The organism is Mycobacterium sp. PTI7, assembly GCF_056679845.1.
On the sequence record NZ_CM155252.1, the window covers coordinates 1,362,258 to 1,387,774 of the forward strand.

Consider the following 25,517-nt stretch of genomic DNA (forward strand, 5'->3'; position numbering starts at 1 on the left):
TTGTAAGTGGTGTTATGCCGGACCGGACCATGATCGGCGGATCGTCGTACCGGATGCCCTTTCCTTTGCTAGATGACACAATTGACGACGTGTCCGTCGCAGCCGTCGCTCGCACTGCCGAATCGAAGGCAGTCGACGCCCTCTTGACGAACGCCGCCGCGCGCCCGTGCGCCCTCGTGGTCGCCGGCGAGGCCGGGATCGGCAAGACCACGCTGTGGAACGCCGCGATCGAGCAGGCGCGTGCGGCCGGATTCCGCGTGCTGGCGGCGCGCGCGGGTGAGGCCGAGTCCGTGCTGGCCTACACCGCCGTCGCCGACCTGCTCGCCGACGTCGAGGACGAGGTGCTCGACGCGCTGCCGGACCTGCACCGGCTGGCGATCGACCGGGTGCTGCTCCGGGCCGACGGCGAGGGCCCGCCCACCGATCAGCGCGTCACGGGGGCGGCGTTGGTGTCGATCGTGACCGCGCTCGCGCAGCGCACGCCGGTCCTGCTGGCGATCGACGACGCCCAGTGGCTGGACTCGTCGAGCCAGCCGGTGCTCGCCTACGTCGCCCGCCGCCTGTCCGGTCGCGTCGGGATGGTGCTGACCGAGCGCACGCCGTCCGAGGGCGCGGTCGCCGCGCCGTGGCTGAAGATGACCGCACCCGACGTGGCCTACCGGATCCGGGTGGGACCTATGAGCCTGGGCGCGCTGACCGCCGTCATCCACCACCGGTTGGGCCGCGCCGTGCCCCGGCCGACGCTGGTCCGCATCGCCGAGGCGTCGGGCGGCAATCCGTTCTACGCGCTCGAACTCGCCCGTGCGGTCGACGGCCGCTCGGTCGCCGGCGACGACGTGCTGCCGAGCACGCTCGCCGAACTGATGCGGCTGCGCACCGGCCACTTCGGCGAGGCGGTCAGCGACATGCTGCTGGCGGCCGGCTGCGTGGCGGACCCGACGGTGGACCTGCTCGCCGAGGCCACCGGATCGTCGTCCCAGCGGGTGCTGGAACTGCTGGCCGAGCCGGCCCGCGACGGCATCGTCACGATCGACGGCGATCACGTCCGCTTCACCCACCCACTGCTGGCACGCGGCGTGTACACCCAGGCCGGACCGGGGCGGCGCAGGCGCATGCACCGCGCACTCGCGGCGGTCGAGGCCCAGCCCGAACTCAAGGCGCGGCACCTGGCACTCGGTACCGCCAGTGCCGATCCGGACACGCTGGTCGCGCTCGACACGGCGGCCCGTGCCGCCGGAGTCCGCGGCGCGGCCGCGGCTGCCGCTGAATTGTGCGAGCTGGCAATCGGTTTGGGTGGCGACACCCCGGCGCGACGGCTGCGCGGCGCCGCGGAGCACTTCCGGTCGGGGGACACCGACCGCTCCCGCCGTCTCGTCCACCCGTCCCTCACCACGCACCCCCCGGGCCGGGTGCGGGCGATGGCGTGCATCATCGCCGGCGGCTCGCTCATCTACGACCACGACTACGCCGGCGCCATCGAGCTGCTCTCGCGGGCGGCCCAGGACGCGGCCGACCTGCCGCTGCAGCGGATCCAGGCCGAACTCGGACTGGCGCTGGCCTACACGATGACCGGCCGACAGCAGGAGGCGGAGGTGCACGCGGGGGCCGCCGTCGCCCGCGCCGAGGAGTTCGGCTCCGGACCGCTGATCAGTCAGGCGCTGGCCCTGCACGCGCACGTCGCGTGCGGACTGGGCAGGGGCCGCGACGAGGAGGCGGTGCGGCGGGCGCTGAACCTCGAGGATCTCGACGCCGACGTTCCCGCACCGTTCCGGGCCCGCGCGGTCGACGCGATCACCCTGGCCTGGACGGGCCGGCTCGAGGAGGCGCGCAGCGCGATGCTGGCCGTCCGGCGGCGCTGCGGGGAGCAGGGCTCGGATGCCGACATGCTGTGGGTGTCATGGCATCTGATCACGATCAACGTCTGGCTGGCCCGCTACCGGGACGCCCACATGATCGCCGCCGACGCGATGGAGCGCGCCGAACAGCTGGGCAGCCCGCACTCGATCGTGATGGCCCGCACCCAGCTCGCCCTGGTCGAGACCCACCTCGGCCGTGACGATGAGGCGCGCGCCGACCTCCGCCGTGCCGTCGACGAGTCCGCCCGCCTCGGGCAGCCCATCCTCGCCGGACTGGAATCGACCATTCTGGGCTTCCTCGAGGTGTCGCGGGGGGACTACGCCGCGGCGCTGATCGCTCTGCGGCCCGTGCTCGACCTCGCCGCCGAACTCGAGGGCACCGAGATCGTCACGGCCGAATGGATCCCGAACGCCGTCGAGGCGATGGTGGCCGTGGGACGGCTCGACGAGGCCGAGCCGCTCGTCGCGGCGCTGGAGCGCAACGGCGCCCTCCACGACCGCGCGTGGATGCTCGCGGTGGGCGCGCGGTGCCGGGCCATGGTGCTCGCCGCCCGGGGCGACCTGGTGGCCGCCGAGAAGGCGATCGGTCAAGCGATGGACGCGCACGAGCGGCTGCCGATGCCCTTCGAGCGCGCGCGGACGGGACTGTTCCTCGGTCAGCTCGCGAGGCGGCAGCGGCGCAAGCAGGTCGCCTCGCGCGCCCTCACCGAGGCGATGACCACCTTCGAGTCGCTGGGCGCCACGTCGTGGGTCGAGCGCGCGCGGACCGAACTGACCCGGGTCAACGTCGCCCGCGGACGGGACTCGGCGCTCACGCCGTCGGAGGCGAGCGTGGCCCGGCTCGCGGTCGCGGGCATGAGCAACCGCGACATCGCGGCGGCGCTGTTCATCAGCCCGAAGACCGTCGAACACAACCTCAGTCGGGTGTACCGCAAGCTGGGCGTCCGGGCCCGGGCGGAACTGGCCAGGCACGCCGACGCCATCGCGGACTGATCATCCGCGCGTCCGGCAAAGCTGGGGTTATCCCCGATTCGTCGGGACCCTCGCCGGCATTAGCGTCGGACCGATGGATGCGCAACGGTGTCACCTCGCGGAGTGGTACCGCGCCGACCTGACCGACGCCGTCGCCGGCGAACTGGTGGACGCGCTGCGGGCCGCCTCCGATGCGGATCCGGCCGATCACCCGGTGCGCGTGCTGGTGTCGCTGTCGGTGCCGAGCGACGAGGTGGTCTACGTGGTGTTCAGCGCGCGCGAGTCCGACCACGTGGTCGACGTCTGCCGCGGTGCCGGCCTGCCACCGCAGCGGGTGACGTCCGACATCGGGCTGGGTCTGCCGGCACCGGTCTGAGGCGTCAGGGCGTGGTGACGTCGACGTCCGCGGCCATCGCCGCACCGACGATGCCCGCGCTGTTCTGCAGCGTCGCGGCGACGACGGGGGTCCTGTTCTTCAGCAGCGGGATCCACTTGTCGGCCTTGCGGCTGATGCCGCCGCCGGCGATGAACAGATCGGGCCAGATCGCGTTCTCGACCGCCACCAGGACCTTCGTCACCTCCTGGCTCCAGCGCTCGTAGCTCCACTCCTTGCGTTCCTTCACCGACGACGCGGCACGGTGCTCGGCTTCCTTGCCGCCGACCTCGAGGTGCCCGAACTCGGTGTTGGGCAGCAGCAGTCCGTTGTGGATCACCGCGGACCCGATGCCGGTGCCGAACGTGAGCAGCACGATCACGCCGGTGTTGTCCCGGCCCGCACCGAACTTCTCCTCCGCGAGGCCTGCCGCGTCGGCGTCGTTGAGCACCGTCACCTGCTGGCCGTCGAGTTCGGCGGAGATGACGTCGCGGGCGCTGGTGCCGATCCACCCCTTGTCGACGTTGGCGGCGGTGCGGACGATCCCGTCGGTCACCACGCCGGGATAGGTGACGCCGAGGCCGCCGGTCCAGCCGAACTCCCGCACCACGGCCGCGACGGTCTTGGCGACCGCCTCGGGGGTGGCGGGTTGCGGCGTGTCGAGCTTGAACCGTTCACCGATCAGCGCGCCGGTGTCGAGGTCGACGATGCCGCCCTTGACCCCGCTCCCTCCGACGTCGACACCGAACCCGCGGTGCTGTGAGGGTTCGGCGGACGGGGTGTCGGTGGCGGTCATGTGCACTCCTGGGTTAGGTGGCCGGCAGGTGCGACGCGACTCACAACACTAGTGCGTCACCTCGGGCGACGTCGGGCTGCCGCGCAACCGGATCGGGTTTTGTGCTGCGATGTGATGGTGACGGACATAGACACCGAACCGACCGAACTTCGCCGCGTCGCCGAGGCCCTCGCGGCCGAGGCCGCCGACTACGTCCGCCGCCGCCGCACCGAGGTGTTCGGCGCCGACGCGAGCGTCGAGGGCGTGCAGTCGGCGGTGCGGTCCAAGAGCAGCCCCACCGACCCCGTGACCATCGTCGACACCGAGACCGAACGGCTGCTGCGCGAGCGTCTCGCGGAGGTGCGGCCGGGGGAAGACGTGCTCGGCGAGGAGGAGGGCGGTTCGGCGCTCGGCCGTCCCGGCAGCCCGCTGTGGGTGCTCGACCCGATCGACGGCACGGTGAACTTCGTCTACGGCGTCGAGGCGTACGCGGTGTCGATCGGCGTGCAGGTCGACGGCGTGTCGGTGGCCGGCGCCGTCGCCAACGTCGCCACCGGCGAGGTGTTCTCGGCGGCGCGCGGGCAGGGGGCGACGGTGCGGCGCGGCTCGGTGGTCACGCCCCTGCGCTGCACGCCGCTGACGGATCTGTCGCTGGCGCTGGTGGGGACCGGCTTCGCGTACGACCGTGACCGCCGCGAGCGGCAGGCGCACGTGATGGCCCGACTGGTGCCCGCGATCCGCGACGTGCGGCGGATCGGGTCCTGCGCACTCGACCTGTGCATGGTCGCGGCCGGCCGGCTCGACGCGTACTACGAGGACGGCGTCCACGTGTGGGACTGGGCGGCGGGCGCACTGGTGGCGCAGGAGGCCGGCGCGATGGTCGAGTTGCCGCCGGTGGACGGCAGCGAGGGCGAACTGATCATCGCCGCGGCGCCAGGAGTGTCCGACGGTCTGCGTGCCGCGTTGCGCGAGGCGGGTGCGCCGCTGCGCTAGCGGCGGGTCAGCAGGCCGACGCGTGGATCTTCTCGAGCTGCGTCGCGTCGGGCGGTTGCGTGGCGTCGGGCCGCAGGCTCGACAGCATCGCCTCGATGTCGTCGTTGCTGCTCAACTCGGAGTACTCGGTGCCGATCGCGAGGTCGACGGTGTCGTCGCCGCGCTGGTCCTGGTACAGCTCGGTGCACGGCGCGACGAGCCACAGGGCTGCGGCGGCGGCGCGACCCGAGGGGCCGAACCTGATCTGGCCCTGGCACTGCAGACGGCTCTCGGCGTAGACGGTGTCGTTGGCAGCGGTCGGCGGCGCGAAGCCGAGATCGCGCAGTGCGCCCGCGACCTCGCCGGCCTGCCCGCCCTGGCCGCTCGCGTTGAGCACCCGGATCTTGGTGTCGGCGAGCTTGGCGGGGACCACCTCGGACATCGTCGCGCCGGTGACCCGGTCGCCGAGGATCGGCTGGTCGCCGTTGGCGGGCGCGGGCGGCGCATTGCAGGCGGCCACCTCCTGCACGTCGGTGGGCTGGTTGAACGCGACGACCCAGACCATCAGCGAGGCGACGGCGAGCACGGCGAGCAGGGCCAGCCCGGGGACGTAGTTGCGTCGACGGAACGGCCTGCCGTGCTTGTCGAAGGCGGTTCCGGAGGTGATGTGCGCGACCACCCCGTCACCTTAAGGGCATTCGGCACCACCGACCGCTACCTGGCGTTTTGGGTTGTGATATAAATCACAACCAATCCGACGGCCTGCGGGGCACGAATCGTTTGGTGGATGCGTTCAGCGCTGGTACAAAGCTCTGTCGCAGCATTTCTGGAGGGGAAGAGGTACATGGCCACCGACTATGACGCGCCACGGCGCACCGAGACCGATGACGTCTCCGAGGACAGCCTCGAAGAACTCAAGGCTCGGCGCAACGAAGCCCAGTCGGCCGCCGTCGACGTCGACGAATCCGAATCGGCCGAATCCTTCGAGCTGCCCGGTGCGGACCTGTCCGGCGAGGAGCTGTCGGTGCGCGTCGTGCCGAAGCAGGCCGACGAGTTCACCTGCTCCAGCTGCTTCCTGGTGCACCACCGCAGCCGTCTCGCCAGCGAGAAGAACGGCCAGCTGGTCTGCACCGACTGCGCGGCCTGAGCGGCGTCAGGCGTTCAGCGCGGCGAGCAACCGGTCCGGATGGCGGCAGCTGACGAGCCAGTACGGCGTCGGGTCGTCCGGATCGTCGAGCACCACCAGGATCATCGGACCGACCCATGCGCGGTGGACGACGTAGGCCGCCGGGTCGAGCTGCCGACCGAGTGCGGCCGACTTCGCCGTGCGCGGCACCTCGGCGGTGCGTGCGATCGCGCTGACCGGCAGGTGGGCGCCCCCGGCCCACAGTTCCGTCTCGCCGCCCGGACCGGCACCCGAGACCACCCGCACGTCGACGCGGCCGAGCCACGTGAGCGCCGCGGCGGCGACGAGTCCCAGCACCACGAACGGAATCCACATCGGGATGGACTCGATTCCGAGGTTCACCTCGAACGCGATGATCCCCGCCAGGCCGAGCCCGGGCAGCCACCACCACCACGGCACCCGGAGGCGCTCGCGGTAGCGCACGGAATCGGCGGCGGCACGCGTCTCGGACACCCGGCCAAGAGTAATCTCGTGCATCGTGTCCACCTCTCTGGCGGTCGTGCGGCTCGATCCCGAGTTGCCGATGCCCGCCCGCGCCCACGACGGTGATGCCGGCGTCGACCTCTACAGCGCCGTCGACGTGCACCTCGCGCCGGGACACCGCGCACTGGTACCCACCGGCATCGCGGTGGCCGTCCCGCACGGGATGGTCGGCTTGATCCACCCGCGCTCGGGACTCGCGACCCGGGTGGGTCTGTCGATCGTCAACAGTCCCGGCACCATCGACGCGGGCTACCGCGGCGAGATCAAGGTGGCACTGATCAACCTCGACCCCGACGCGGCGATCGCGATCGCGCGCGGCGACCGCATCGCACAGCTACTGGTGCAGCGGGTCGAACTCCCCGAACTCGTCGAGGTCATGTCCTTCGATGAGGCAGGGTTGGCAGACACCACCCGTGGCGCAGGCGGCCACGGTTCCTCCGGCGGACACGAGAGTTTGTAATGGCACTGGGTAGACGCAAGCGCAGCGACGAGGACGACGCGGTTCGCGGATCGGAGACGCCGGCCACCACGGACGTGGCCGCCGACGACGACCTCGACGGGCCGTTCGACATCACCGACTTCGACGACGTCGCGGTCGCCACCGTCGGCAGGCACGACCTCGGGTCCGTGCTCATCCCCGAGAACGAGACCGCCGAGCTGGTGTTCGAGGTCAATCAGCAGGGCGTGCCGTCCGCGGTGTGGATGGTCACCCCCAACGGGCGCTACAACGTCACCGCGTGGGCGGCGCCGAAGACCGGCGGCCTGTGGCGCGAGGTGGTCACCGAGATCGCCGACTCGCTGCGCAAGGACGGCGCGCAGGTCACGATCGAGGACGGCCCCTGGGGGCGCGAGGTCGTCGGCGTGGTCACCAACGGTCCCGAGCCGGTCGTGATGCGCTTCATCGGCGTCGACGGCTACCGCTGGATGGTGCGCGGCGCCGCGATCGGACCGCCGCCCTTGGCCGACCAGATCGCCGCCGAGACGCGGAAGGCGTTGGCGGACACGGTGATCCGACGTGGCGACACGCCGCAGCCGGTGCGTGCGATGCTGCCGCTCCAGCTGTCTGAGACCCTGGTCAACCGCCTCCGTGCCCGCGCCCAGCAGATGGTCGAGGCGCAGGCCCAGGTGCAGCCGCCGACGCCGGACCCGATGGCGCCGCCGGAGCCCGCGGCCCGTCGCAGCGAGCAGGGTTCGGCCATGCAGCAGCTGCGGACCATCACCGGCGGCTGAGTCCCGGGCGGCTCAGGCTTCCAGAAACGCTCAGGCTTCCAGAAGTGCTCAGGCTTCCAGAAGTGCAGCGACGCACGCCGCGCCCAGCACGGCGGGGTCGGCGCCCATGTCGTCGAGGGTGACGGTGCGCAACGCCGCCCGCGGTGCGGCGGCCACCCACTCCAGCGCCACTTCGATCGGGTGTACGGCGTCGTCGGTGGCGGCGGCCACGCCCAGCGGCACCGCCAGTCCGGTCAAGTCGTCGACCGTCGGCGCGCCGTACCCCGCGGCCTCCAGCATCGCGTCGGGCAGCCCCGGCCACTGGCCGGCCCACGACCTCGTCAGCTCGTCGGCCAGCCATGCCGGGCTCGTCGCCCGCATGTCGGTGATCGTGGCGGCCAGTCCGTCGCGGCGGAGCAGCTCGGCGGTGTGGCGGGCGGCGGCCGCGGCGGGCGCGGTGTGTGACGGCCCGGTCCACGCGGGCAGCGCGGCCAGGACGCCCACCGCGTCCGCCGGGTGATCCAGCGCCCACGCGGTGGCCACCGCGGCGCCGATCGAGACGCCGCCGACCACGATCGGACCGCTGCGTGCGGCGTCGTCCAGCGCAGCGAGGTACCCGGCGACCAGCGCGCCCGGATCGGGCCGCGGGGTGATCACCGCAGCGCCGAGATCGTGCAGTGTGGGGGAGAACACACGGTTGACGTAGTCGTCGTCGGAGCCGGTCCCGGGCAGCACGACGACGGTCTTCCCACGCAGGTCCAGGGCCATCCGTCGATGGTGCCGTGCGGGCCGCGCGCACGGGCTCCCGACACCCGGGGAGCGGCGTGGCAAATCGGAACCAAGAGGTCTACCGTGGCGTTGGTCAGGGAGGATCCACGGTGGATCCGCCACAGCGGTCAGGAGAGACCATGGCCACGGCCGAAGGTTATCTGCGTCGACTCACCCGTCGGTTGACGGAGGACCCAGAACAACTCGACGTCGAAGAGCTGTCCGACGAGGTCACCCACACCGGCGCCCAGAAGGCCATCGACTGTCGTCGCGGCCAGGAGGTCACGATGGTGGGCACGCTCAGGTGCGTCGAGACGGCATCCAAGGGATGCGCAGGCGGCGTGCGCGCCGAGCTGTTCGACGGCACCGACTCGGTGATGCTCGTCTGGCTGGGCCAGCGCCGCATCCCGGGCATCGAATCGGGTCGCACGCTCCGGGTGCACGGTCGCCTCGGCACGCTGGAGAACGGCAGCAAGGCGATCTACAACCCGCACTACGAGATTCAGAAGTGACCCGCCCCGACACGGGGACGGAGGACACCGACGCCGGTGCAGGCGAGCAGCCGGAGCCGGAGAACAAGCTCAGCGCGCAGGCCGTACTGCAGCAGATGGGTGGCGTCAGCGGCCTGATCTACTCGTCGCTGCCCGTGCTGGTCTTCGTGCCGGTGTCGTCGCTGTTCGGGCTGATGCCCGCCATCTACTCCGCGCTCGGCGTCGCGACGCTCATCCTGATCTGGCGCATGATCCGCCGGGAATCGCTGCAGCCCGCGGTATCGGGCTTCTTCGCCGTCGGCATCAGTGCGCTGATCGCCTACGTCGTGGGCGAGTCCAAGGGCTACTTCCTGCTCGGCATCTGGTCCTCGCTGGTCTACGCAGGCGTGTTCACGCTCTCGGTGGTGATCCGCAGGCCGCTGGTCGGCTACGTGTGGGGCTGGGTCGGTAACCACGACCGGGACTGGCGGCGGGTGCGCAAGGCGGTCCGCGCCTTCGACGTCGCGACGCTGTTCTGGGCCGTGGTGTTCGGCGCCCGCTTCATCGTGCAGAACCGGCTCTACGACGAGGATCAGACCGGGCTGCTCGGCGTCGCCCGCATTGCCATGGGGTGGCCGTTGACGGCCATCGCCGCGCTGGTCACCTACCTCGCGATCCGGGCCGCACAGCGCGCGCTGAGCGCCCACGAGACCGCGGCCGCCACCGACTGACGGGCACCCATGCCAGCAGCGCCCGAGGCCGGGCGATCGGTCATCGCCGTCGCGGTGCTCGCATCCTTCGTCGCCTTCCTCGACGGTTCGGTGGTCAACCTCGCGCTGCCCGCCATCTCCGCCGACCTGGGCGGGGGAATCGCCCTGCAGCAGTGGGTGCTCGACGGCTACCTGCTCACCCTCGGCGCCCTGATCCTGGTCGCCGGGGCCATCTCCGACGAGTACGGCCGCGTGCGGGTCCTGCGGGTAGGGCTCGCGGTGTTCGCCGTCGCCTCGGTGCTGTGCGCACTGGCGCCCACCGGTGCCGTCCTCGTCGCGGCGCGGTGCCTGCAGGGCGTCGGCGCGGCGTTCCTCGTGCCCAGTTCGCTGGCGATGATCAACGCGACGTTCACCGGCACCGCGCAGGCCCGGGCGATCGGCACGTGGACGGCGTGGACGGGTACCGCGTTCGTGATCGGGCCGCCGCTGGGCGGGATCCTGGTGGACGCGCTGAACTGGCGCTGGGTCTTCGGGATCAACGTGGTCCCGCTGGCGGTGACGCTGTTCTTCGTCGCCCGCCTGCCGCCGGATCCCGTGCGGGTCGGCGCCGCCCGCCGGATCGACGTGGTGGGCGCGGTGCTGGGCGCCGTCGGCCTGGCGGGCACGGTCTTCGCGCTCATCGAGCAGCAGCGGCTGGGGCTCGCGCATCCGGCGGTCGCGGCGAGCCTCGCCGTCGGCGTGCTGTGCCTCGCGGCGTTCCCGTGGTGGGAGCACCGGACACCGCACCCGATGATGCCGCTGGGCCTGTTCGCCCGGCGCAACTTCGCCGTCGGCAACCTCGCCACGGTGTTCTTCTACGCCGCGGTGTCACTGGGGCTGCTCGTCGTCGCGCTGTTCCTGCAGGAGACCGTCGGCATGTCGGCGACGCTCGCGGGGCTGGCCACCTTGCCGGTGCCGGTGCTGTCGTTCCTGCTGGCGTCACGCTTCGGCGGCCTGGCCGGCACGTACGGGCCGCGGGTGTTCATGGCGGTCGGGCCGCTGGTCGCGGCGCTCGGCTTCGTCCTGATGACCCGCGCCGGCGAGCCGTTCGACTTCTGGACCCAGCTGCTGCCCGGCGTGGTCGTGTTCGGTCTGGGCCTGACGATCACGGTGTCACCGCTGACGGCGGCCATCCTCGCGGCCGTCGACGCCGGGCAGAGCGGCATCGGGTCGGCGGTCAACAACGCGGTCTCGCGCATCGCGGGACTCATCGCGGTGGCGATGATGAGCCTCATCGCGGGCGGAGCGCTCGACCTCGCGGGCTTCCATCGCGTCGTGCTCGTCGTGGCCGGACTGTTCGCGCTCGCCGGCGTGATCAGCGCGATCGGGATCCGCAACGGGCCCGGCGTCGCCGACGTCCCGGTCGACGTCACCGCGCAGTGCCACGACAGGGTCACGCCGCCGCCCGCACGGGTGGCGCGCCCGCGGCCGTGACCCGGTCAGGTGACGGTGCGCAGGATCAGCTCGCGGAGCTGCTCCTCGACCTCGGCGACCGCGACGAACAGCAGCTCGTCGCCGCCCTCGAGCGGCTCGTCGTCCTCGGGCACGATCACCCGGGACCCGCGCAGGATCGTCACCAGCGACGCGTCACGGGGTAGTTCGAGGCGCTTGACGGCCTTGCCGCCCCACGGCGTGTCGTCGGGCAGCGTGATCTCGACCAGGTTGGCCTGGCCCTTGCGGAAGCTCATGAGCCGCACCAGATCCCCGACCGACACGGCCTCCTCGACGAGCGAGGCCAGCATGCGGGGTGTCGAGACGGCGACGTCGATGCCCCAGTTCTCGTCGAACAGCCACTCGTTGCGGGGGTCGTTGACGCGTGCCACGACGCGGGCCACGGCGAACTCCGTCTTGGCCAGCAGGCTGAGCACCACGTTGGCCTTGTCGTCGCCGGTGGCGGCGATCACCACGTCGAACTCCTCGAGCTTGACCGACTCGAGCAGGCTCAGCTCGCACGCGTCGCCGAGACGCCACTGCGCGGCCGGGATGGCGTCGACGTCGAGGTGGTCGGGGTTGCGCTCCAGCAGCGTCACGGAGTGGTTCTCGACGAGTTCGCGGGCGATGGAGCGGCCGACGGCGCCGGCCCCTGCGATGGCGACCTTCACGGCTTCCTCACTCGTCGTCGACGTCGGGGGAGGGCGCCAGGGCCGAGATGGCCATGGCCTCGGCGACGTGACCGGACACGGCGGCCAGGTACACCTGATCGCCGGCCTGGATCACGGTCTTCGCGTCCGGCAGCAGCCCGCTGCCGAACCGGATCAGGAACGCGACGCGGCCGCCGGTCGCCTGCTCCAGCGCGGTGACGCGGTGGCCGGCCCACTCCTCGTGCAGCGGCAGCTCGGTCACGCCGACGTTGCCCGACGGGTCGCGCCACTTGGTGGTCTCGGTCTCGCGGGTCAGGACGTTGAGCAGCCGGTCGGTGGTCCAGGGCACCGTCGCGACCGTGGGGATGCCGAGCCGCTCGTAGACGGCGGCGCGCTTGGCGTCGTAGATGCGGGCCACGACGCGTTCGACGCCGAACGTCTCCCGGGCCACGCGGGCGGAGATGATGTTCGAGTTGTCGCCCGAGGACACCGCGGCGAAGGCGCCGGCCTCCTCGATGCCCGCGCGCAGCAACACGTCACGGTCGAACCCCATGCCGAGCACCCGCTCGCCGGGGAACTCGGGGGACAGCCGGTGGAAGGCCGTGCCGTCCCGGTCGATGACGGCCACCTCGTGGCCGATGCGGGCCAGCCCGTCGGACAACGATGCGCCCACCCGGCCGCATCCCATCACCACAACACGCACGCGTCGGTCCTTCCTGCGGGTGTGTCGATCACCCCATGTCCACGCCTGGGCACGAAGAACGCTACAGCTATTCGGACGGCCCGCCACCCATGGGCTTACCCTTGGCACTCGTGTCCAAGCTCTCGACCGTCGCCCGGCGACTGGTCCTAGGAACGCCGTTCCGCAGCGACAAGCTCGCGCACACCCTGCTGCCCAAGCGGATCGCCCTCCCGGTGTTCGCCTCCGACGCGCTGTCGTCGGTCGCGTACGCGCCCGAGGAGATCTTCCTGGTGCTGTCGGTGGCGGGTGTCGCGGCGTACACGATGGCGCCGTGGATCGCGCTCGCGGTCGTCGCGGTCATGCTCGTCGTGATCGCGAGCTACCGGCAGAACGTGCACGCCTATCCGTCGGGCGGTGGTGACTACGAGGTGGTCACCACCAACCTGGGCGGCACGGCGGGTCTCACCGTGGCCAGCGCGCTGATGGTGGACTACGTGCTGACGGTGGCGGTGTCGATGTCGTCGGCGATGTCCAACATCGGTTCCGCGGTGCCGTTCATCGCCCAGCACAAGGTGTGGTTCGCGGTGGTGCTCATCCTGATCCTCGCCTCGCTGAACCTGCGCGGCATCCGGGAATCGGGAACGGCGTTCGCGATTCCCACGTACGCGTTCATGATCGGCATGTTCGTGATGCTGGGCTGGGGCTTCTTCCAGATCTTCGCCCTTGACCAGCCGCTCAAGGCCGAGTCCGCCGACTTCGAGATGCACTCCGAGCACGGCGACGTGCTCGGCTTCGCGCTCGTCTTCCTGGTGGCGCGGGCCTTCTCGTCCGGATCGGCGGCGCTCACCGGTGTCGAGGCGATCAGCAACGGCGTGCCGGCGTTCCGGAAGCCGAAGTCCCGCAACGCGGCCACCACGCTGCTCCTGCTTGGCGGCATCTCCGTCACGCTGCTCATGGGAATCACGCTGCTGGCCAAGGAGACCGGCGTGCAGATCGCCGAGCGCCCGCTGGAGCAGCTCGGCGGCGCGCCCGAGGGCTACCAGCAGAAGACGCTGATCGCGCAGCTCGCCGACGCGGTGTTCCACGACTTCCCGCTGGGCCTGTTCCTGATCGCGTTCGTCACGGCCCTGATCCTGGGCCTGGCGGCCAACACCGCGTTCAACGGCTTCCCGGTGCTCGGCTCGATCCTCGCGCAGGACAGCTACCTGCCCCACCAGCTGCGCACCCGCGGCGACCGGCTGGCCTTCTCCAACGGCATCCTGTTCCTGGCGTTCGCCGCGATCGCGTTCGTCGTCGCCTTCCAGGCCGAGGTGACCGCGCTCCTGCAGCTCTACATCGTCGGGGTGTTCGTGTCGTTCACGTTCAGCCAGATCGGCATGGTGCGGCACTGGACGCGGCTGCTGTCGGTCGAGACCGACGGCGACGAACGCAGCCGGATGCAGCGGTCCCGGGTGATCAACACCATCGGCTGCGTGTGCACCGGCACCGTCCTGGTGATCGTGGTGGTCACCAAGTTCATGGCGGGTGCGTGGATCGCGATCCTGGTGATGGGCTTCTTCTTCGTGGTGATGCGGATGATCCACAAGCACTACGCCAGCGTCCGAACCGAACTCGCCGCCGCGGACGAGGAGGCGGGCGACGACGTGGTGCTGCCCAGCCGCAACCACGCCATCGTGCTGGTGTCCAATACGACGCTGCCCACCAAGCGCGCGCTGGCCTATGCCCGCGCGACCCGGCCCGACGAACTCGAGGCCATCCACGTCAGCATCGACGACGGGGAGGCGCGGGAACTGAAGACCCGCTGGGAGGCGTCGGACATCTCGCTGCCGCTGAAGATCGTCGCCTCGCCCTACCGCGACATCACCCGCCCGGTGCTCGACTACGTCAAGCGGATCACCCGCGACGCGCCGCGCACGGTCGTCACGGTGTTCATCCCCGAGTACGTCGTGGGGCACTGGTGGGAGCAGGTGCTGCACAACCAGAGTGCGCTGCGCCTGAAGGGACGGCTGTTGTTCGAACCGCAGGTGATGGTCACGTCGGTGCCCTACCAGCTGAACTCGTCGGAGCGGCTCAAGGACCTGGAGCCCAAGTCGGCGCCCGGCGACGCGCGCCGCGGGTTCCTGGAATGAGCGACACCACGCTCGAACTCACCGTCGAGGCCGCGGCGAACGGCGGCAGCTGCATCGCCCGCCACGACGGCCGCGTCGTGTTCGTGCGCTACGCGCTGCCTGGCGAACGGGTGATCGCGCGGGTGACCGACGAACGGGCCAAGCTCTGGCATGCGTCGGCGATCGAGATCCTCGACGCGTCGCCCGACCGGGTCGACTCCCTGTGTCCCATCGCCGGCGTCGACGGGTCCGGCTGCTGCGACCTCGCCTTCGCCGATCCCGCGGCCGCCCGGCGGATCAAGGGCGACGTGGTGGGCAATCAGCTCGGCAGGCTGGGCGGGTTCGAATGGTCGGGGACGGCCGAGGCCGTCGGCGACGACGGCGCGACCGGGTGGCGCACCCGCGTGCGGCTCGACACGACGTCCGACGGCCAGGCGGGGTTCCACCGCTATCACAGCGCCGACCTGGTCACCGACCTGTCGTGCGCGCAACTCCCCGACGGCATGCTCGACGGGCTCGACGGGTCGCGGTGGCCGCCCGGCGCGGAGGTGCACGTCGCGGTCGACGACGACGGTGCGCGCCACGTCGTCCGGACCGGCCCGAAGGCCAAGCGCGGCAAGGCGTCTCCGACGCAGGTGATCGAGGGCGACTACGAGGCGGTGCAGCGGGTGGGGGACCGGGTGTGGCGCGTACCGGTCACCGCGTTCTGGCAGGCGCACCGCGGCGCGGCCGCGCTGTACAGCGACCTGATCGCCCGCCACGCCCGCCTGGAACCTGGCATGACCGCGTGGGACCTGTACGGCGGCGCCGGGGTGTTCGCGGCGGTGCTGGCCGACGGCGTCGGCGAGTCGGGCCGCGTGGTCACCGTCGACACCTCCCGCGGATCGGCGCGCGCGGCGCGGGCGGCACTCGCCGACCTCGGCTGGGTGTCGGTCGTGACCGACTCGGTGCGACGCGCGCTGGCCGCGGAGAAGGACCGGGCCGACGTGGCCGTCCTCGACCCGCCGCGCACCGGCGCCGGGCGCGAGGTCATCGACCAGCTGGCGGCCGCCGCGGTGCCGCGGATCATCCACATCGGCTGCGAGGCGGCGTCGTTCGCCCGCGACGTCGGCCTGTACCGGGAGAACGGCTACGAGGTGGAGGAGCTGCGCGTCTTCGACTCGTTCCCGCTGACCCACCACGTGGAGTGCGTCGCGGTGCTCAGTCGGTCCTGAGGTCCTCGGACCGCTGGTAGACGTCGGGGATGCCGTCGAGGTCGGCGTCCCGCGACTCCTCCTCGTGCACGGCGCGGTAGTGCCGGTTGCGCAGCCGCAGGACGATCGATGCCAGCATCGCCGCGGTCAGCGAGCCGGTGAGGACGCCGATCTTGACGTGTTCGGCGCGGTCGGAGTCCGGGCCGTAGGCCAGTTCGCCGATCAGCAGCGACACCGTGAACCCGATGCCCGCGAGCATCGCCATGCCGAACACGTCGATCCACTTGAGCGCGCTGTCCAGCGACGCGCGGGTGACGGCCGCGAGGATCGCGGTGGTGCCGAAGATGCCGATCACCTTGCCCGCCACCAGCCCGACGACGATGCCGATCGCCACCGGATCGGTCAGCGAGGCGGTGAGCCCGGTGAGACCGCCGACGGTCACGCCCGCGGCGAAGAACGCGAACACCGGCACCGCGATGCCCGCCGAGAGCGGACGGATGCGGTGCTCGAAGTGCTCGGCCAGGCCTGGCCCGGCGTCCGGTCCGCCCGCCCGCTCGCTGCGCAGCACCGGCACCGCGAAGCCGAGCAGCACGCCGGCCACCGTCGCGTGGATGCCGGACTCGTGCACCAGCGCCCACGTCGCGACGGCCAGCGGCACGAGCAGCCACCAGGACCGGATGCGCCGCTGGACGCACACCGCGAACAAGGCCAGCGGGATCAGCGCCAGACCGAGGGCGCGGGCGTCGATGTCCTCGGTGTAGAACACGGCGATCACGGTGATCGCCAGCAGGTCGTCGACCACGGCCAGCGTCAGCAGGAACGTGCGCAGCGCCGAGGGCAGGTGCGTCGAGATGACGGCCAGCACTGCCACCGCGAAGGCGATGTCGGTGGCGGTGGGGATGGCCCAGCCGCTGGTGGCGCCGTCCCCGGCGGGCGCGGTGAACGCCACGAAGATCAGCGCGGGGACCACCATGCCGCCCACCGCGGCGGCGACGGGCAGCGCCGCCCGCCGCGGATCGCGCAGATCGCCGGCGACGAACTCGCGCTTGAGTTCGAGGCCGACCACGAAGAAGAAGATGGCGAGCAGTCCGTCGGCGGCCCACGTGCCGAGACTGAGGTCCAGGTGCAGGCCGAGCGCGTCGCTGCCCACGTGCAGGTCGCGCAGCGCGTCGTAGGACTCCGACCACGGCGAGTTGGCCCAGATGAGCGCGATCAGGGCGCCGACCATGAGCAGGGCGCCGCCGACGGTCTCCTTGCGGAGCACGTCCGACACCCGGGACGTCTCGGCCCAGGAGCCGCGGCTGAGCAGCGCGGCGGTCAGGGGACGGCGGGGGTTCGTCACGGGGGACACCTCGTTCGGTAGGGGGTCACGGACAGTGCGAATCGACTCGCCGACCAGACTTCCCGGCACACCTGGAACGGAAGTCTAACGTCGTGGGCCCGTGCTGTCCGGCCAGGGGGCTGGCCTGACGTGCACCGATGGGTCGACGGCCGGTTCAAACTGTGGCGGACGTCTATGAGCCATGAAGGGTCGCCGACGGCCCGGGTGCGTAAACTGGGTGGATGCTCGAGACGGTCCGTGGCCCCGCCGATCTGCAACACCTGTCGCAGTCTCAGCTGGACGGTCTCGCCGCCGAGATCCGCCAGTTCCTGATTCACAAGGTTGCTGCGACCGGTGGACACCTCGGCCCCAACCTCGGCGTGGTGGAGCTGACGCTCGCACTGCACCGGGTGTTCGACTCCCCGCACGACCCGATCATCTTCGACACCGGACACCAGTCCTACGTGCACAAGATGCTGACCGGGCGCTGCGACGACTTCGACAACCTCCGCATGAAGGACGGTCTGTCGGGCTACCCGTCGCGCTCGGAGAGCGAGCACGACTGGGTCGAGTCCAGCCATGCCAGCACCGCGCTGTCCTACGCCGACGGCCTGGCCAAGGCATTCGAACTCAGCGGCCACCGCAACCGGCACGTCGTCGCGGTCGTCGGGGACGGTGCGCTCACCGGCGGCATGTGCTGGGAGGCGCTCAACAACATCGCGGGATCCAAGCGGCCCGTGGTGATCGTCGTCAACGACAACGGCCGCAGCTATGCGCCCACGATCGGTGGCTTCGCCGACCACCTCGCCGCCCTGCGGTTGCAGCCCGGCTACGAGAAGCTGCTGGAGAAGGGCCGCGACACCATGCGCGGCATGCCGCTGATCGGCGAGATCTGCTACCAGTGCATGCACAGCGTCAAGGCCGGCATCAAGGATGCGCTGTCGCCGCAGGTCATGTTCACCGATCTCGGCCTCAAGTACGTCGGGCCCATCGACGGCCACGACGAGCGTGCCGTCGAGGCCGCCCTGCGCAACGCTCGCGGCTTCAACGCGCCGGTGATCGTTCACGTCGTCACCCGCAAGGGCAAGGGGTTCGCCCCCGCCGAGGCCGACGAGGCCGAGCAGATGCACGCGACCGGCATCATCGACCCCTACACCGGGCTGTCGACGTCGGTGGCGGCGCCGGGCTGGACGTCGGTGTTCTCCGACGAGCTGATCAAGCGGGCCGCCAAGCGCCGCGACGTCGTCGCGATCACCGCCGCGATGCCCGGACCCACCGGCCTGAGCGCGTTCCGGCAGCGCTTCCCCGACCGGTTCTTCGACGTCGGCATCGCCGAGCAGCACGCGGTGACGTCGGCGGCCGGTCTCGCGATGGGCGGCATGCACCCCGTCGTCGCCATTTACTCCACGTTCCTCAACCGCGCCTTCGATCAGCTGATGATGGACGTGGCGCTGCACCGACTGCCGGTCACGCTGGTCCTCGACCGTGCGGGCGTGACGGGTCCCGACGGCGCCAGCCACAACGGGATCTGGGACATGTCGCTGCTCGGGATCGTGCCCGGCATGCGCGTCGCGGCACCCCGTGACGCCGCCCGGTTGCGCGAGGAACTCGGCGAGGCCCTCGACGTCAAGGACGGGCCCACCGCCGTGCGCTTCCCGAAGGGCGCCGTGGGCGAGGACATCCCGGCCGCCGAGCGGCGTACCGGTGTCGACGTCCTCGCACTGCCCGCCGACGAACTGTCGAGCGACGTCCTGCTGGTCGCGGTCGGGTCGTTCGCGTCGATGGCACTGTCGGTGGCCGAGCGGCTCCGCAAGCAGGGCATCGGCGTGACCGTCGTGGACCCGCGGTGGGTGCTGCCCGTGTCGGACGTCGTCGTCGAGCTGGCCACCTCGCACAAGCTGGTGGTGACGCTGGAGGACAACGGCGTGCACGGCGGCATCGGGTCGGCGGTGTCGTCGGCGCTGCGCCGCGCGGAGGTCGACGTGCCGTGCCGTGACGTGGCCATGCCGCAGGAGTTCCAGGACCACGCGTCCCGCAACGAGGTGCTGACGTCGGTGGGATTGACCGATCAGCACGTGTCGCGCCAGATCACCGGCTGGGTGGCGGCCCTGGCCAGCTCGGTCGGCGAGTCCGAGATCAGCGGACGGGTCGACTAGCGGTCCGTGCGGCATAGGCTGCTGACGTGGACGCCGAACTCGAGAGCTGGAAGGCCGCGGGTCGGTACTTCGACTACCTCGGCTTCGACGTCTTCTACCGCGTGGCCGGCAGGCCGCTCGGCGAGGCGCCGACGCTGCTGCTGATCCACGGCTACCCGTTCAACTCGTTCGACTGGGCGCCCATCTGGCCCACGCTCGTCGAACGCTTCACCGTCGTCGCGCCCGACATGCTGGGCATGGGGTTCTCGTCCAAGCCGTCGACGTACCAGTACTCGGTCCACGATCACGCCGACGTGCACGAGGCGCTGCTCGCGCATCTCGACGTCTCGGAGTGTCACGTGCTGGCGCACGACCTCGGCGACTCGGTGGGCCAGGAACTGTTGGCGCGCCACGAGTTCGGTGGCTGGTCCCACCGCCCCGTGGACCTCGAGTCGATCACCTGGCTCAACGGCGGCATGTTCAACGAGGCGTACACCCCGCGCCTGGTGCAGAAGCTGCTCTCGCGCACCCCACTCGGTGACGTGTTCGCCCGGGTCGGGAGCGGCCCGGTGGTCCGTCGCCTGCTGGACCGCACCCTCGACGAGTTGTTCGGCGTCGACACCCGGCCCAGCCCGCGACTGCTCGAACAGTTCCACCAGATCATGGAGTTCAACGACGGGGCGGCGGTGACGCATCTGGTGGGCCGGTTCGTCGCCGACCGGTACACCCATCGCAACCGGTGGGTGCGCGCCATGCGCGAGACCGACGTGCCGATGCGGTTGATCGACGGCCCGGCCGACCCGAATTCGGGGGCGCACATGGCCCGCCGGTACGCCGAGGTGATCCCCGACGCCGACGTGGTGCTGCTGGCCGACGCGATCGGGCACTGGCCGCAGATCGAGGCGCCCGACGCGGTGCTGACGCACTTCCTGGCCCACGTCGATCGCGTGCTCGCGGGCTGACTACCCCTCGGTGGCGGGCTCGTCGTCGACGGGTGCGTCGGTTGCCGGAATGTCCGCCGTGGCGGTCAGGGCGGCGGCGAGGACGGGCACGGTCAGTTCCCGCTGCCATGGCCGAGCCCTGGCCTCGGTGAGGAACTCCTCGACCCGGGCGGCGACGTCGGGCACCGGCTGCCAGTCCCAGCACAGCCTGCGCACCGTGTCGGGGGTCAGCAGGTTCTCCGGCGGCACCGAAACCCGTTGCGACAGTTCGGTGAGACCCGCCCGTGCGGCCTCCAGTCGGGCGGCGGCCTCGGGCTTGCGGCGCGACCACCGCGCGGCGGGCGGCGGTCCGGTCTGCGGCTCCGACGACGTCGGCAGGTCCTCGGTGACGCGGGCCCGGGCGAGGGCGTCGAGCCAGACCTGCGCACTGCGCCGCTGCTTGCCGCCACCGAAGATCGGCAGCGCGGTCAACTTCTCGACGGTGTCGGGGTCGGCGGTGGCGGCGTTGACGATCGCCGCGTCGGGCAGGATGCGTCCGGGCGCGATGTCGCGCCGCTGGGCGATGCCGTCACGGGTGGTCCACAGTTCGCGCACGGCGGCCAGTGTCCGCGGGTTGCGCACCTTGTGGATACCCGACGTCTTGCGCCAGCGGTCGCGCCGCGTCGGCGTGGGCGCCAGCGTGCGCAGGTACTCGAATTCCTGTGCGGCCCAATCGGTCTTGCCCTGCTCCTCGAGCACGGCTGCCACGGCTGCGCGCAGTTCGAGCAGCACCTCGACGTCCAGGGCCGCGTAGTTCAGCCACTCCGCCGGCAGCGGTCGCTTGGACCAGTCGGCCGCGCCGTGGCCCTTCACCAGGTGCAGGCCGAGCAGGCGCTGCACCATCGCCGCGAGGTTCACCCGGTCGAAGCCCGCGAGCCTGCCCCCGAGTTCGGTGTCGTACAGGCGCGGCGGGGTCATGCCGATCTCGGCGAGGCACGGCAGGTCCTGATCCGCGGCGTGCAGCACCCATTCGTCCTCGGCCAGCACGCGGGCGACGGGCGCCATCACGGTCAGGGCATCCCCGCCGTGGTTGACGGGATCGATCAGGACACTGCCCGCGCCGGCCCGCCGGATCTGGACCAGGTAGGCGCGGTTGGAGTAGCGGAAGCCCGAGGCGCGTTCGGCGTCGATCGCGAACGGCCCGTGGCCGGACGCGAGGAACTCCGCGGCGCGGGCGATGTCGCTGGGGTAGCTCGCCAGCGCCGGAACGCCCTCGGCGGGGGCCAGCAGCGGCGTGGCCTCGATCTCGGGTTCTGCGTCGTCCTGGCCGTCGTCGGCCTCCGGTGGAGGTGCGTCCGTCATCAGGCGCGCGTGCGGGAGTTCAGGTCGGTGACGCCCGCCGGCGGGAGACCCGCAGCGTGCTCGAGCACCTCGCAGAAGGCCTGCACGTGCGGTCCGAGCACGAGGTCGGTCGCGGTCCACGACGCCCGGAGTTCGAGCTGGTGAGCACGCGGGGGGCCGGAGATGTCGCCGTAGCGCACCGACGTCGTCGCCGTCACGGTGCCGCCGAGCGCGGTGACCGCGTGGGCGTTGGTCTCGAGGGCGTCGGCCAGCCAGCTCCACGCGACCTCGGGCAGCAGCGGGTCGACGGCCTCCATGGAGTCCAGGTCGGCCTGGATGTACGCGACCAGGCGCATGGTCCCGTCCCACGCCTCCGCACCCTCCGGATCGTGCAGCAGGATGAGCCTGCCGAAGGCCTCGCCGCCGAGGGAGTCCTCGGACACGACGGCCGTCTCGGGGTGGCGGACCTCGGCGCCCAGGGCGTAGCTGAAGGGCGCCAGACGCTGGGGCGGGCGGATGGGCCCGAGTTCGATCTCCGGCCGCACGGTCGCGGTGTTCATCGCCGCGACCGCTTCACGGAATGGAGCCGGTTCGGCGGAGGTCACGGCGTTTGACGCTAGCCGATCTCCCCTGGTGGCGGCGCAGGCGCGCCGTAGCGCCGCGGCATGGCAGCATGGATGGCGATGAATACCCGCCGTGACCTGCCCGACTCCCCGTACCTGGCTGCGGCCGGCGGCCGCAAGCCCACCCGTGTCCCGGTGTGGTTCATGCGGCAGGCCGGACGTTCGCTGCCGGAGTACCGGGCCCTGCGCGCCAAGAACACGATGATGCAGGCCTGCTTCGACGCCGACCTCATCTGTGAGATCACCCTGCAGCCGGTCCGGCGGCACGGTGTCGACGCCGCGATCCTGTTCTCCGACATCGTCGTTCCGCTGCGTGCGGCGGGCATCGACCTCGACATCGTGCCCGACGTCGGCCCGGTGATCGCCCACCCGATCCGCACGGCCGCCGACGTCGCCGCGGTCCGCCCGCTCGACCCCGCGACGGTCGCGCCGGTCGCCGGCGCCATCGGCATGCTCACCGGCGAACTGGGCGACGTGCCGCTGATCGGCTTCGCGGGCGCGCCGTTCACGCTGGCGTCCTACCTCGTCGAGGGCGGTCCCAGCCGCAACCACGAGCACACCAAGGCGATGATGCTCGGCGAGCCGCAGACGTGGCACGCGCTGATGACCGCGCTCACCGACGTGACGATCGGCTTCCTGCGCGCGCAGCTCGAGGCCGGCGTGGACGCCATCCAGCTGTTCGACTCCTGGGCGGGCACGCTCTCGCTGGCCGACTACCGCAGCTTCGTGCTGCCGCACAGCACGCGGGTGTTCGCTGAGCTCGCTGAGCACCTGGGGCAGGAGCGCAGCGACTCGGGTATTGGACCGCGCGTCCCGATGACGCACTTCGGCGTCGGCACCGCCGAGCTGCTGGGCGCGATGGGGGAGGCGGGCGCCTCCGTCGTCGGCGTCGACTGGCGCACCGCCCTGGTGGACGCCGTGCCGCGGGTGGGCCCCGGCAAGGCGCTGCAGGGCAACCTCGACCCGGTGGTGCTGCTCGCGGGGTGGCCCGCGGTGGACCGGGCGGTCCGGTCGGTGGTCGAGGACGGCAGGCGCGCGGTCGACGCCGGCGCCACCGGCCACGTGTTCAACCTCGGACACGGCGTCCTGCCCGCCACCGATCCCGGCATCGTCACCGATGCAGTGGCGCTGGTGCATTCGTTGTGAGTCCGCGCGCCTACTGCGTCGTGGGAGGCGGCATCTCCGGACTGGTGGCCGCGTACCGCCTGCGGCTGGCGGCAGGACCGGACGCGCCGATCGCGCTGTTCGACCCCGCCGATCGGCTCGGTGGCGTGCTGCGCACCGAGCGCGTGGGCGGCCAGCCGGTGGACGTCGGCGCGGAGGCGTTCATCGCGCGCAGGCCCGAGGTGTCGGCGTTGCTCGCCGAGTTGGGGATGGCGTCCAGGCAGGTCGGCACCACCGGTGTGCGGCCACTGATCTACGCGCGGGGACGGCTTCTGCCGATGCCCGCGGGCACGCTGCAGGGCATCCCCGCGACCGCGGAGTCGGTGGCCGGTCTGGTCGACGATCCCACCGTCGCGCACGTCGCGGGCGAGGCGCGGCGCCCGCTGGCATGGCGGCCGGGCGCGGATCCGTCGGTGGCCGAACTCGTCGGCGACCGGTTCGGCAGGCAGGTGGTGGAGCGGTCGGTCGATCCGCTGCTGGGCGGCGTGTACGCCGGTTCGGCGGCGACCATCGGGCTGCGGTCGGCGCTGCCGACGCTCGCGGCGGCCCTGGACCGCGGCGCGCCGTCGCTCACCGACGCCGTGCGGCAGTGCATCCCGCCGCCGACGAATGCGCCGGTGTTCGGCGCCGTCGACGGTGGCTACCAGGTGCTGATCGACGAACTCGTCCGCCGCGCCGCGTTCCGCTGGATGCACGTCGGCGTCCAGCGCATCGAGCGGTCGGCCACCGGCTGGGACCTGCTCGACGACGACGGATCCCACTGGCACGCCGACGGCGTGGTGGTCGCGGTGCCCGCGCCGCGCCTGCCCCGGCTGGTCGAGCGCGTCGCGCCGCGGACGGCCGCGGCGGCCACCCGTATCCAGGTCGCGTCCAGTGCGCTGGTGGTGCTGGCACTGCCCGGCGGCACCCCGGTGCCCGAGCAGTCCGGGGTGCTGGTGGCCAGCGGTGAGCGCCTGCACGCCAAGGCCGTCACGCTGACGTCGCGCAAGTGGGGCAGACGCGGCAACGCCGAACTGCTGCGGCTGTCGTACGGCAAGTTCGGCGACGGCATCGCGCGCAACACCGGCGACGAGGAACTGCTCGCCTGGGCGGCCGAGGATCTGCGCGACCTGTTCGGACTCCGGCAGGAACCCGTCGACTGTCACGTGCAGCGCTGGATCGACGCGCTGCCGCAGTACGGTCCGGGACATCCCGAGCTGATCGCCGAACTGCGGGCCGGGCTGCCGCCGACGCTGGCGGTCGCGGGCGGCTATCTCGACGGCATCGGCGTGCCGGCGTGTGTGGCGTCGGGCACCCGGGCGGCCGCGCGGCTGACGGTCCCGCCCGTGGCACGATAGGAGACATGGCGAAGCTCGACTACGACGCACTCAACTCCGTGACCCGCTACATGATGATCTCGGTCTTCGCGGTCCGGCCGGAGGCGTTGGAGGACGAGCGGTCCGCACTCGTCGACGAGATGGCCACCTTCCTCAAGCACCAGGAGGAGGGCGGGGTCGTGGTCCGCGGTCTCTACGACGTCGCGGGCTTCCGCGCCGACGCCGACTTCATGATGTGGACGCACGCCGAGCGCGTGGAGGACCTGCAGGCCACCTACCGCGCGTTCCGGCAGACCACGCTGGGCCGTGCGAGCGATCCGGTGTGGAGCGTGGTGGCGCTGCACCGGCCAGCCGAGTTCAACAAGAGTCACGTGCCCGCGTTCATCGCCGGCGAGGATCCGGGTGACTACGTGTGCGTCTACCCGTTCGTCCGCTCGCTGGACTGGTACCTGCTGCCCGACGACGAGCGCCGCAAGATGCTCGTCGAGCACGGCATGGCCGGCCGCGAGTACCCGGACGTGCGGGCCAACACGGTGCCGGCGTTCGCGCTCGGTGACTACGAGTGGATCCTCGCCTTCGAGGGGCCGGACCTCGGCCGCATCGTCGAGCTGATGTGGAAGCTGCGCTACACCGACGCCCGTCGCCACGTCCGCGAGGAGACGCCGTTCTTCACCGGCCCGCGCCTGGCCGTCGAGGACCTGATCGCCCGCCTGCCGTAGCTCTTCACGACGAGCAGACGTCAACTCCCCTCTTTTGCGGCAGAGCAGGGGAGTTCACGTCTGCTCGCGGGACGGAGTTCGAGTTCAGCCCGCGGGACGGA

General features: G+C 71.6%; 25 protein-coding genes. 16 read left to right on the forward strand and 9 right to left on the reverse strand.

The genetic code is table 11. The annotated features are described in order from the left end of the window. The first annotated feature begins 89 nt into the window (after nucleotides 1-89). Both AC1MEY_RS06630 and AC1MEY_RS06635 read left to right on the forward strand, forming a co-directional pair. The gene (locus AC1MEY_RS06630; protein WP_480229900.1) at nucleotides 90-2,849 is read left to right on the forward strand and encodes an AAA family ATPase; all 2,760 of its coding nucleotides are present in this window, start codon (nucleotides 90-92) and stop codon (nucleotides 2,847-2,849) included. Nucleotides 2,850-2,922: 73 nt separating this feature from the next. Continuing rightward, nucleotides 2,923-3,204: a hypothetical protein gene (locus AC1MEY_RS06635; RefSeq protein WP_480229901.1), complete on the forward strand. Its 282-nt coding sequence runs from the start codon at nucleotides 2,923-2,925 to the stop codon at nucleotides 3,202-3,204. Between the two features lie 4 nt (nucleotides 3,205-3,208). Here the strand turns inward: AC1MEY_RS06635 and ppgK are convergent, their stop codons facing one another. After that, nucleotides 3,209-3,997, reverse strand: a complete 789-nt coding sequence (gene ppgK / locus AC1MEY_RS06640; protein WP_480229902.1) for a polyphosphate--glucose phosphotransferase — start codon at nucleotides 3,995-3,997, stop codon at nucleotides 3,209-3,211. A gap of 117 nt (nucleotides 3,998-4,114) precedes the next feature. Between ppgK and AC1MEY_RS06645 the strand changes: the two genes are divergently transcribed. Then, the gene (locus AC1MEY_RS06645) at nucleotides 4,115-4,969 is read left to right on the forward strand and encodes an inositol monophosphatase family protein (protein WP_480229903.1); all 855 of its coding nucleotides are present in this window, start codon (nucleotides 4,115-4,117) and stop codon (nucleotides 4,967-4,969) included. A 7-nt stretch (nucleotides 4,970-4,976) separates the two neighbouring features. Here the strand turns inward: AC1MEY_RS06645 and cei are convergent, their stop codons facing one another. Further along, a complete protein-coding gene (gene cei, locus AC1MEY_RS06650) occupies nucleotides 4,977-5,627 on the reverse strand; it encodes an envelope integrity protein Cei (protein ID WP_480229904.1) in 651 nt (216 codons plus the stop codon). Nucleotides 5,628-5,792: 165 nt separating this feature from the next. On the opposite strand from cei, the gene AC1MEY_RS06655 reads away from it, so the two are divergent. Further along, complete coding sequence (locus AC1MEY_RS06655; protein ID WP_480229905.1) at nucleotides 5,793-6,095, forward strand: DUF4193 domain-containing protein; 303 nt, start codon at nucleotides 5,793-5,795, stop codon at nucleotides 6,093-6,095. A gap of 6 nt (nucleotides 6,096-6,101) precedes the next feature. Here AC1MEY_RS06655 and AC1MEY_RS06660 read toward each other — a convergent pair whose 3' ends face one another. Next, a complete protein-coding gene (locus AC1MEY_RS06660) occupies nucleotides 6,102-6,587 on the reverse strand; it encodes a DUF3093 domain-containing protein (RefSeq protein ID WP_480229906.1) in 486 nt (161 codons plus the stop codon). A gap of 25 nt (nucleotides 6,588-6,612) precedes the next feature. On the opposite strand from AC1MEY_RS06660, the gene dut reads away from it, so the two are divergent. Next, nucleotides 6,613-7,077 carry a dUTP diphosphatase gene (gene dut, locus AC1MEY_RS06665; RefSeq protein WP_480229907.1) on the forward strand — a complete coding sequence of 155 codons (465 nt, stop codon included), beginning with the start codon at nucleotides 6,613-6,615 and terminating at the stop codon, nucleotides 7,075-7,077. Next, entirely contained in the window at nucleotides 7,077-7,847 is a 771-nt protein-coding gene (locus AC1MEY_RS06670; RefSeq protein WP_480229908.1) for a DUF3710 domain-containing protein, read from the forward strand. The genes dut and AC1MEY_RS06670 overlap by 1 nt, the downstream gene beginning before the upstream one ends. A gap of 48 nt (nucleotides 7,848-7,895) precedes the next feature. Here the strand turns inward: AC1MEY_RS06670 and AC1MEY_RS06675 are convergent, their stop codons facing one another. Beyond that, entirely contained in the window at nucleotides 7,896-8,594 is a 699-nt protein-coding gene (locus AC1MEY_RS06675; RefSeq protein WP_480229909.1) for an alpha/beta fold hydrolase, read from the reverse strand. A gap of 140 nt (nucleotides 8,595-8,734) precedes the next feature. Between AC1MEY_RS06675 and AC1MEY_RS06680 the strand changes: the two genes are divergently transcribed. The 3 genes from AC1MEY_RS06680 to AC1MEY_RS06690 all read left to right on the forward strand — a co-directional run bounded on the left by AC1MEY_RS06680 (nucleotide 8,735) and on the right by AC1MEY_RS06690 (nucleotide 11,247). Next, nucleotides 8,735-9,106, forward strand: a complete 372-nt coding sequence (locus tag AC1MEY_RS06680; RefSeq protein ID WP_480229910.1) for an OB-fold nucleic acid binding domain-containing protein — start codon at nucleotides 8,735-8,737, stop codon at nucleotides 9,104-9,106. Nucleotides 9,107-9,201: 95 nt separating this feature from the next. After that, nucleotides 9,202-9,795 (forward strand): DUF3159 domain-containing protein, encoded by a 594-nt coding sequence (locus tag AC1MEY_RS06685; RefSeq protein WP_480231338.1) that lies wholly within the window; start codon nucleotides 9,202-9,204, stop codon nucleotides 9,793-9,795. A 9-nt stretch (nucleotides 9,796-9,804) separates the two neighbouring features. Next, nucleotides 9,805-11,247, forward strand: coding sequence for an MFS transporter (locus AC1MEY_RS06690; RefSeq protein ID WP_480229911.1), 1,443 nt, complete (start codon nucleotides 9,805-9,807; stop codon nucleotides 11,245-11,247). Nucleotides 11,248-11,252: 5 nt separating this feature from the next. On the opposite strand, the gene AC1MEY_RS06695 is transcribed toward AC1MEY_RS06690, so the two are convergent. Both AC1MEY_RS06695 and AC1MEY_RS06700 read right to left on the reverse strand, forming a co-directional pair. Next, the gene (locus AC1MEY_RS06695; RefSeq protein WP_480229912.1) at nucleotides 11,253-11,915 is read right to left on the reverse strand and encodes a potassium channel family protein; all 663 of its coding nucleotides are present in this window, start codon (nucleotides 11,913-11,915) and stop codon (nucleotides 11,253-11,255) included. Between the two features lie 7 nt (nucleotides 11,916-11,922). Further along, nucleotides 11,923-12,597 (reverse strand): potassium channel family protein, encoded by a 675-nt coding sequence (locus AC1MEY_RS06700; RefSeq protein ID WP_480229913.1) that lies wholly within the window; start codon nucleotides 12,595-12,597, stop codon nucleotides 11,923-11,925. A gap of 101 nt (nucleotides 12,598-12,698) precedes the next feature. On the opposite strand from AC1MEY_RS06700, the gene AC1MEY_RS06705 reads away from it, so the two are divergent. Both AC1MEY_RS06705 and AC1MEY_RS06710 read left to right on the forward strand, forming a co-directional pair. Beyond that, the gene (locus AC1MEY_RS06705; RefSeq protein WP_480229914.1) at nucleotides 12,699-14,705 is read left to right on the forward strand and encodes an APC family permease; all 2,007 of its coding nucleotides are present in this window, start codon (nucleotides 12,699-12,701) and stop codon (nucleotides 14,703-14,705) included. Then, the gene (locus AC1MEY_RS06710) at nucleotides 14,702-15,898 is read left to right on the forward strand and encodes a class I SAM-dependent RNA methyltransferase (RefSeq protein ID WP_480229915.1); all 1,197 of its coding nucleotides are present in this window, start codon (nucleotides 14,702-14,704) and stop codon (nucleotides 15,896-15,898) included. Before AC1MEY_RS06705 ends, AC1MEY_RS06710 begins: the two co-directional genes overlap by 4 nt. Here AC1MEY_RS06710 and nhaA read toward each other — a convergent pair. Beyond that, nucleotides 15,885-17,228 (reverse strand): Na+/H+ antiporter NhaA, encoded by a 1,344-nt coding sequence (nhaA, locus tag AC1MEY_RS06715; RefSeq protein ID WP_480229916.1) that lies wholly within the window; start codon nucleotides 17,226-17,228, stop codon nucleotides 15,885-15,887. The genes AC1MEY_RS06710 and nhaA overlap by 14 nt on opposite strands. A 212-nt stretch (nucleotides 17,229-17,440) precedes the next feature. Between nhaA and dxs the strand changes: the two genes are divergently transcribed. Beyond that, nucleotides 17,441-19,354 (forward strand): 1-deoxy-D-xylulose-5-phosphate synthase, encoded by a 1,914-nt coding sequence (gene dxs / locus AC1MEY_RS06720; RefSeq protein WP_480229917.1) that lies wholly within the window; start codon nucleotides 17,441-17,443, stop codon nucleotides 19,352-19,354. A 26-nt stretch (nucleotides 19,355-19,380) separates the two neighbouring features. Then, complete coding sequence (locus AC1MEY_RS06725; protein ID WP_480229918.1) at nucleotides 19,381-20,295, forward strand: alpha/beta fold hydrolase; 915 nt, start codon at nucleotides 19,381-19,383, stop codon at nucleotides 20,293-20,295. Here the strand turns inward: AC1MEY_RS06725 and AC1MEY_RS06730 are convergent, their stop codons facing one another. Together AC1MEY_RS06730 and AC1MEY_RS06735 are read right to left on the reverse strand one after the other, a co-directional pair. After that, nucleotides 20,296-21,615: an HRDC domain-containing protein gene (locus AC1MEY_RS06730; protein WP_480229919.1), complete on the reverse strand. Its 1,320-nt coding sequence runs from the start codon at nucleotides 21,613-21,615 to the stop codon at nucleotides 20,296-20,298. Continuing rightward, a complete protein-coding gene (locus AC1MEY_RS06735; RefSeq protein ID WP_480231339.1) occupies nucleotides 21,615-22,154 on the reverse strand; it encodes a DUF3000 domain-containing protein in 540 nt (179 codons plus the stop codon). The genes AC1MEY_RS06730 and AC1MEY_RS06735 overlap by 1 nt, the downstream gene beginning before the upstream one ends. Before the next feature lie 123 nt (nucleotides 22,155-22,277). Between AC1MEY_RS06735 and hemE the strand changes: the two genes are divergently transcribed. The 3 genes from hemE to hemQ are packed head-to-tail and all read left to right on the forward strand — an operon-like array spanning nucleotide 22,278 to nucleotide 25,416. Beyond that, nucleotides 22,278-23,363: a uroporphyrinogen decarboxylase gene (hemE, locus tag AC1MEY_RS06740; RefSeq protein WP_480229920.1), complete on the forward strand. Its 1,086-nt coding sequence runs from the start codon at nucleotides 22,278-22,280 to the stop codon at nucleotides 23,361-23,363. Further along, nucleotides 23,360-24,718, forward strand: coding sequence for a protoporphyrinogen oxidase (locus tag AC1MEY_RS06745; protein WP_480229921.1), 1,359 nt, complete (start codon nucleotides 23,360-23,362; stop codon nucleotides 24,716-24,718). The genes hemE and AC1MEY_RS06745 overlap by 4 nt, the downstream gene beginning before the upstream one ends. Nucleotides 24,719-24,723: 5 nt before the next feature. After that, the gene (gene hemQ, locus AC1MEY_RS06750) at nucleotides 24,724-25,416 is read left to right on the forward strand and encodes a hydrogen peroxide-dependent heme synthase (RefSeq protein ID WP_480229922.1); all 693 of its coding nucleotides are present in this window, start codon (nucleotides 24,724-24,726) and stop codon (nucleotides 25,414-25,416) included. The last annotated feature ends 101 nt before the right edge of the window (nucleotides 25,417-25,517 follow it).

Excerpts from the sequence above, each read along its gene's own strand:
- AC1MEY_RS06690 (WP_480229911.1), top strand. The coding sequence starts at position 9,805 with ATGCCAGCAGCGCCCGAGGCCGGGCGATCGGTCATCGCCGTCGCGGTG.
- AC1MEY_RS06710 (WP_480229915.1), top strand. The coding sequence starts at position 14,702 with ATGAGCGACACCACGCTCGAACTCACCGTCGAGGCCGCGGCGAACGGC.
- AC1MEY_RS06675 (WP_480229909.1), bottom strand. The coding sequence starts at position 8,594 with ATGGCCCTGGACCTGCGTGGGAAGACCGTCGTCGTGCTGCCCGGGACC.
- AC1MEY_RS06730 (WP_480229919.1), bottom strand. The coding sequence starts at position 21,615 with ATGACGGACGCACCTCCACCGGAGGCCGACGACGGCCAGGACGACGCA.
- AC1MEY_RS06635 (WP_480229901.1), top strand. The coding sequence starts at position 2,923 with ATGGATGCGCAACGGTGTCACCTCGCGGAGTGGTACCGCGCCGACCTG.
- dxs (WP_480229917.1), top strand. The coding sequence starts at position 17,441 with ATGCTCGAGACGGTCCGTGGCCCCGCCGATCTGCAACACCTGTCGCAG.
- AC1MEY_RS06655 (WP_480229905.1), top strand. The coding sequence starts at position 5,793 with ATGGCCACCGACTATGACGCGCCACGGCGCACCGAGACCGATGACGTC.
- AC1MEY_RS06670 (WP_480229908.1), top strand. The coding sequence starts at position 7,077 with ATGGCACTGGGTAGACGCAAGCGCAGCGACGAGGACGACGCGGTTCGC.
- AC1MEY_RS06680 (WP_480229910.1), top strand. The coding sequence starts at position 8,735 with ATGGCCACGGCCGAAGGTTATCTGCGTCGACTCACCCGTCGGTTGACG.
- AC1MEY_RS06735 (WP_480231339.1), bottom strand. The coding sequence starts at position 22,154 with ATGAACACCGCGACCGTGCGGCCGGAGATCGAACTCGGGCCCATCCGC.
- AC1MEY_RS06685 (WP_480231338.1), top strand. The coding sequence starts at position 9,202 with ATGGGTGGCGTCAGCGGCCTGATCTACTCGTCGCTGCCCGTGCTGGTC.
- hemQ (WP_480229922.1), top strand. The coding sequence starts at position 24,724 with ATGGCGAAGCTCGACTACGACGCACTCAACTCCGTGACCCGCTACATG.
- hemE (WP_480229920.1), top strand. The coding sequence starts at position 22,278 with ATGAATACCCGCCGTGACCTGCCCGACTCCCCGTACCTGGCTGCGGCC.
- ppgK (WP_480229902.1), bottom strand. The coding sequence starts at position 3,997 with ATGACCGCCACCGACACCCCGTCCGCCGAACCCTCACAGCACCGCGGG.